This window comes from Micromonospora sp. KC207, assembly GCF_004348615.1.
GTDB lineage: Bacteria > Actinomycetota > Actinomycetes > Mycobacteriales > Micromonosporaceae > Micromonospora.
Genome location: NZ_SMKJ01000384.1, coordinates 1 through 5,049 on the forward strand (window position 1 = coordinate 1; position 5,049 = coordinate 5,049).

Annotated in this window: 5 protein-coding genes and 2 pseudogenes; 5 read left to right on the plus strand and 2 right to left on the minus strand. The window is 72.4% G+C overall.

The genetic code is table 11. The features are described from left to right. The coding region (locus tag E1258_RS29670) for an XVIPCD domain-containing protein (protein ID WP_371688701.1) at window positions 1-318 on the plus strand (318 nt) is incomplete at its 5' end. Window positions 319-328: 10 nt separating this feature from the next. On the opposite strand, the pseudogene E1258_RS29675 reads toward E1258_RS29670, so the two are convergent. Continuing rightward, window positions 329-829: pseudogene (locus E1258_RS29675) on the minus strand (helix-turn-helix domain-containing protein); the annotation flags it as partial. Window positions 830-833: 4 nt separating this feature from the next. Between E1258_RS29675 and E1258_RS29680 the strand changes: the two are divergent. Then, window positions 834-1,446 (plus strand): annotated as a pseudogene (locus E1258_RS29680) (MFS transporter); the annotation flags it as partial. A gap of 25 nt (window positions 1,447-1,471) precedes the next feature. Here E1258_RS29680 and E1258_RS29685 read toward each other — a convergent pair. Then, window positions 1,472-1,756, minus strand: a complete 285-nt coding sequence (locus E1258_RS29685) for a DUF427 domain-containing protein (RefSeq protein WP_132406929.1) — start codon at window positions 1,754-1,756, stop codon at window positions 1,472-1,474. A 91-nt stretch (window positions 1,757-1,847) separates the two neighbouring features. Here E1258_RS29685 and E1258_RS29690 point away from each other — a divergent pair, with 91 nt between their 5' ends. From E1258_RS29690 to E1258_RS29700, 3 genes are all read left to right on the plus strand, one after another. After that, the gene (locus E1258_RS29690) at window positions 1,848-3,245 is read left to right on the plus strand and encodes an FAD-binding oxidoreductase (RefSeq protein ID WP_132406931.1); all 1,398 of its coding nucleotides are present in this window, start codon (window positions 1,848-1,850) and stop codon (window positions 3,243-3,245) included. Further along, window positions 3,242-4,585 carry a class I SAM-dependent methyltransferase gene (locus tag E1258_RS29695; protein WP_132406933.1) on the plus strand — a complete coding sequence of 448 codons (1,344 nt, stop codon included), beginning with the start codon at window positions 3,242-3,244 and terminating at the stop codon, window positions 4,583-4,585. Before E1258_RS29690 ends, E1258_RS29695 begins: the two co-directional genes overlap by 4 nt. A 165-nt stretch (window positions 4,586-4,750) precedes the next feature. Further along, window positions 4,751-4,984: a zinc-ribbon domain-containing protein gene (locus tag E1258_RS29700; RefSeq protein ID WP_132406935.1), complete on the plus strand. Its 234-nt coding sequence runs from the start codon at window positions 4,751-4,753 to the stop codon at window positions 4,982-4,984. The last annotated feature ends 65 nt before the right edge of the window (window positions 4,985-5,049 follow it).

The following is a 5,049-nucleotide window of genomic DNA, read 5'->3' on the forward strand; positions in this document are numbered from 1 at the left end:
GTGCTGGCCCGCGAGCAGGGCCTGCAGCAGGTCGACCACGTGCTGGTCAGTAACGCCACGGCCAATCATCCGGCCGGGCACAACGTCTTCGTCGTGCAGGGCGACCCGGCCAATCCGGCGCACCTGCGCGCGATGATGCCGACGGCTGTGGCGGCGCAGACGCCGGTGGAGTCCAGGCTGCACGAGGGCGTCGACCTGCGGGTCGACGAGACACTGCCCTGGGCACGCACCCTCGACCTGCACGCCCGCGTCCACCTGCCGAAGCACCTGGCCCAGCTCCGGGCCCTGCGGCCGCAGTTCCATCCCCACCGTGGCTGAACGAGATGAGCTAGGCGCGGGCCCGGAAGGCCCGGCGGTACGCCGACGGAAAGACGCCGATCCGCCCGTGCAGGCGTTGGCGCAGCGCGGCGGCGGTGCCGAAGCCGGACCGGCGGGCCACCTGTTCGACGCTCAGGTCCGTCGTCTCCAGCAGCAGCCGGGCATGGTCGGTTCGTTGCTGCAAGAGCCACTGGGCCGGGCTGGGGCCGGTCTCGGAGCGGAAGTGCCGGGTGAAGGTGCGCACACTCATCCGGGCGTGCGCGGCCAGGTCGCGTAGGGCGACCGGTTCGTGCAGCCGCTGCCGGGCCCACTCCCGGGTGGCGGCGGTGCCGTTCTCCGGGTTCCGGGGGACCGGCCGCTCGATGTACTGGGCCTGCCCGCCGTCGCGCCAGGGCGGCACCACGCAGCGCCGGGCCGCCCGGTTCGCCACGTCGCTGCCGTGGTCGGTGCGCACGACGTGCAGGCAGAGGTCGATCCCGGCGGCGACCCCGGCGGAGGTGAGCACGTCGCCGGACCTGGTCGGGCTGGGCACCGGGTCGATGGCGCTGGCCTTCGTGGCGACCGTCACCGGGCGCTGGTTCGTCCAACGGCGGGGGCTGGTGACCGGGGTGCTGACCGCCGGCGGGGCCGCCGGCCAGCTCGTCTTCCCCCCGCTGGTCGCCGTCGTGGTCCGCGACCATGGCTGGCGCACGGCGGCGCTCGTCGTCGCCGGGGCCGCGCTGGCGGTCGTACCCCTGGTGGGATGGCTGCTGCGGGAGTACCCGGCGGATCTCGGGGTGCCCGCCTACGGCGCGGCGGAGGTGGTCCCGCCCGCGCCGCCGGCCGGCGGGGCCGGTGCCCGGGCGGTCTCCGTGCTGGCCAACACCGCGCGGACCCGGCCGTTCTGGCTGCTCGCCGGCGGGTTCGCGATCTGCGGCGCGACCACCAACGGGCTGGTCGGCACCCACTTCGTGCCGGCGGCGCACGACCACGGCATGGCCGGGACCACCGCCGCCGGGCTGCTCGCACTGGTCGGCCTGTTCGACATCGTCGGCACGATCGCCTCCGGCTGGCTCACCGACCGGGTCGACCCCCCTGCTGCTCGGGGCGTACTACGCGCTGCGCGGCGCGTCGCTGCTGGTGCTGCCCGGCCGCTGCGCCGACGGGGGCCGGCTCAGTCGACGACCTCGACGTCCTTCCAGAACGCCACCCGGTCGCGGACCATCTCGGCCTCCGGCTTCGGCTCCGGGTAGTACCAGACGGCGTCGGCGCTGGTTCGCCCGTCATGCTCCAATGTGTAGTACGAGGCGGTGCCCTTCCACGGGCAGTAGGTGTGCGTGGCGGACTCGCGGACCACATCGTCGCGCAGGGCGGAACGCGGGAAGTAGTGGTTGCCCTCGACCACCACCGTGTCGTGGCTGTCGGCGATCACCAGGTCGTTCCAGACGGCTTTCGGCATGCGCTCACGGTAGCTCGGGCGGGCCTCCTGACGTGGGAAAGGCCACCGTGGACGTCCCACTGGATCGATCATTCCCGCGTACAGTGATCTCATGTGTGCTATCCGTGTGGATCATGGAGTTGACCACGACGGAGCGGTGGATCTGCTGCGGCGGTCGTACGCCGCGGTGCCCGCCGGCGAGACCGTGCGCCTGGCCAAGCGCACTTCGAACCTGTTCCGCCCGAGGTCGGCACCGAGCGCCCCCGGCCTGGACGTCAGCGGCCTCGGTGGGGTGATCGGCGTCGACCCGACCGCCCGCACGGTCGACGTGCAGGGCATGTGCACGTACGAGCGACTGGTCGAGGCGACCCTGACGCACGGGCTGATGCCGCTGGTGGTGCCGCAGTTGCGCACGATCACCCTGGGCGGGGCGGTCACCGGGCTCGGCATCGAGTCCACCTCGTTCCGGCACGGCCTGCCGCACGAGTCCGTCCTGGAGATGGACATCCTCACCGGCACGGGCGAGATCGTCACCGTGCGGTCCGACGGGGCGCACGCCGACCTCTTCGCCGCCTTTCCCAACTCGCTGGGCAGCCTCGGCTACGCCACCCGGCTGCGCATCGAGCTGGCACCGGTGTGCCGGTACGTGGCCCTGCGCAACGTCCGCTTCACCGACCTGGGCGCGCTGACCGACGCGATCGCCGAGGTGACCGCGACCCGGTCCTTCGCCGGTGAGCCGGTGGACGCGATGGACGGAGTGATGTTCAGCCCCGGCGAGGCGTATCTGGTGCTGGCGACCTTCACCGACGACGCGCCGCAGGTCAGCGACTACACCGGCCAGGACATCTACTACCGCTCGCTGCGTCGACGCACCCGCGACTGGCTGACCACCCACGACTACCTGTGGCGGTGGGACACCGACTGGTTCTGGTGCTCGGCGGCGTTCGGGGCGCAGCACCCGGTCGTGCGGCGGCTCTGGCCGGCCCGGTTGCGGCGCAGCGACGTCTACCACCGGCTGGTCCGGCTGGAGCACCGGCACCAGGTGGTGGCCCGGCTCGACCGGCTGCGCGGCCAGCCGGCCCGCGAGCGGGTGGTGCAGGACGTGGAGATTCCCCTGGAGGGCACCGCCGACTTCCTGCGCTGGTTCGCCCGAGAGGTGCGGATGTCCCCGGTCTGGCTCTGCCCGCTGCGGCTGCGCGAGCCGGCCGGCCCCGGTTCGGCGCGGGTCTGGCCGCTGTATCCGCTCCAGCCCGGCCGGAACTACGTCAACATCGGCTTCTGGGGGACCGTGCCGATCAGCGAGGGCGCCGCCGACGGCGACGTCAACCGGCTGATCGAGCGTGCGGTGTCCGACGCGGGCGGCCACAAGTCGCTCTACTCGGACGCGTACTACGACCGCGAGGCGTTCGACCGGCTCTACGGCGGGGACACCTGGCGCGCGGTGAAGGACCGTTACGACCCGGACCACCGGCTCACCGGACTTTACGAGAAGGCGGTAGCGCGAAAATGAGCCTGATTGACCGAGAACAGGGGGCGGCCGATGTGCCGTCCGTCCCGCCGGCCGGGGGCCGACGCCCGACCCCGACCGTGGCCGACGTGGTCCGTGCCGTCACGGCCGGGGCCCTGCCGGTCCGGATCACCGGGTACGACGGCAGCGCCGTCGGGCCGGCCGACGCCGGGATCACCCTCGACGTCCGCTCCGAGCGGGGCCTGTCGTACCTGCTGACTGCGCCTGGGGACCTGGGCATGGCGCGGGCGTACGTCAGCGGCGACCTGGAACTGGGCGGTGTGCACCCGGGCGATCCGTACGAGGCGTTGCGTCTGCTCAAGGACGAGTTGAGGCTCCGCCCGCCGTCGCTGGCCGAGGGGTTGGCCCTGGTGCGCGGGCTGGGCCGGGAGCGGCTGATGCCGCCGCCGCCTCCGCCGCAGGAGGCCGCGCCGCGCTGGAAGCGGGTGGTGAACGGGCTGCGCCACTCCCGCGTTCGGGACAGCACCGCGATCTCCCACCACTACGACGTCTCGAACGCCTTCTACGAGTTGGTGCTCGGGCCGTCGATGACGTACACGTGCGCGGTGTTCCGCAGCCCGGACGACACGTTGGAGCAGGCCCAGGCCGCGAAGTACGACCTGGTCGCCGGGAAGCTCGCGCTGAAGCCGGGGATGCGGCTGCTCGATGTCGGCTGCGGCTGGGGCGGCATGGTCCGGCACGCGGCCCGCGAGTACGGGGTGAAGGCGCTCGGCGTGACCCTGTCCCGGGCGCAGGCGCAGTGGGCGCAGGCAACCATCGAGCGGGAGGGGTTGTCCGAGCTGGCCGAGGTGCGGCACCTGGACTACCGGGACGCCCCGCGCGAGCAGTTCGACGTGGTCTCCTCGATCGGCCTGACCGAGCACATCGGGGTGCGCAACTACCCGGCGTACTTCCGAGCGCTGGGCGGGCGGCTGCGCCCCGGGGGGCGGCTGCTCAACCATTGCATCACCCGGGCAGACAACCGGGCGCCGCACCGCTCGGGCGCGTTCATCGACCGGTACGTCTTTCCCGACGGCGAGCTGGCCGGCCCCGGGCGGCTGATCAGCGAGATCCACGACGCCGGGTTGGAGGTGCACCACGAGGAGAACCTGCGCCAGCACTACGCGCTGACCCTCGCCGGCTGGTGCCGCAACCTGGTGGCGCACTGGGACGAGTGCGTGGCCGAGGTCGGCCAGGGCACCGCCCGGGTGTGGGGGCTGTACATGGCGGGGTCGCGGCTGGCGTTCGAGCGCAACGAAATCCAGTTGCACCAGGTGCTGGCGACCCGCAACGGCCCGCGCGGGGTGAACGGGTACCCGCTGCGGCCCGACTGGTCGGCCTGATCGCCGGCGGTGGAGGGGCGGGCGCCCCTCCACCGCCGGCGGTGCACGGAATCTTGGGTAGTCGCTGTTCGTTCCGGCGGGAATCGTCCAGGGAACCGAGCGATCCCGGCCCTGTTCGACGCAACGGTATGTGCAGACGGGCGCGCGGGTGGGTACTCGGGGGAGATGTTCTTCATATTCGGGCTCCGCACCAAGGTGGACCGGTCGGGCGTGGCGCAGCGGGTGTGCCGCAACTGCGGCAACCATGCCGCCCAGGTGATCAGCCGGCGGTCCACGAAGTTCACCCTCTTCTTCGTTCCACTGATCCCGATTCGCACCAGTCACGTCCAGCAATGCACCTTCTGCGGTGCCCAGTACGACATCTCCCGGGCCGAGGCCGATCGCCTCATGGTCGGCTGATCCGTCGATGGCCCGTTTCCTCTGCTGGCTGATCGGCCGGCCCGTTCCCGTGGCCGAGGCCCCCG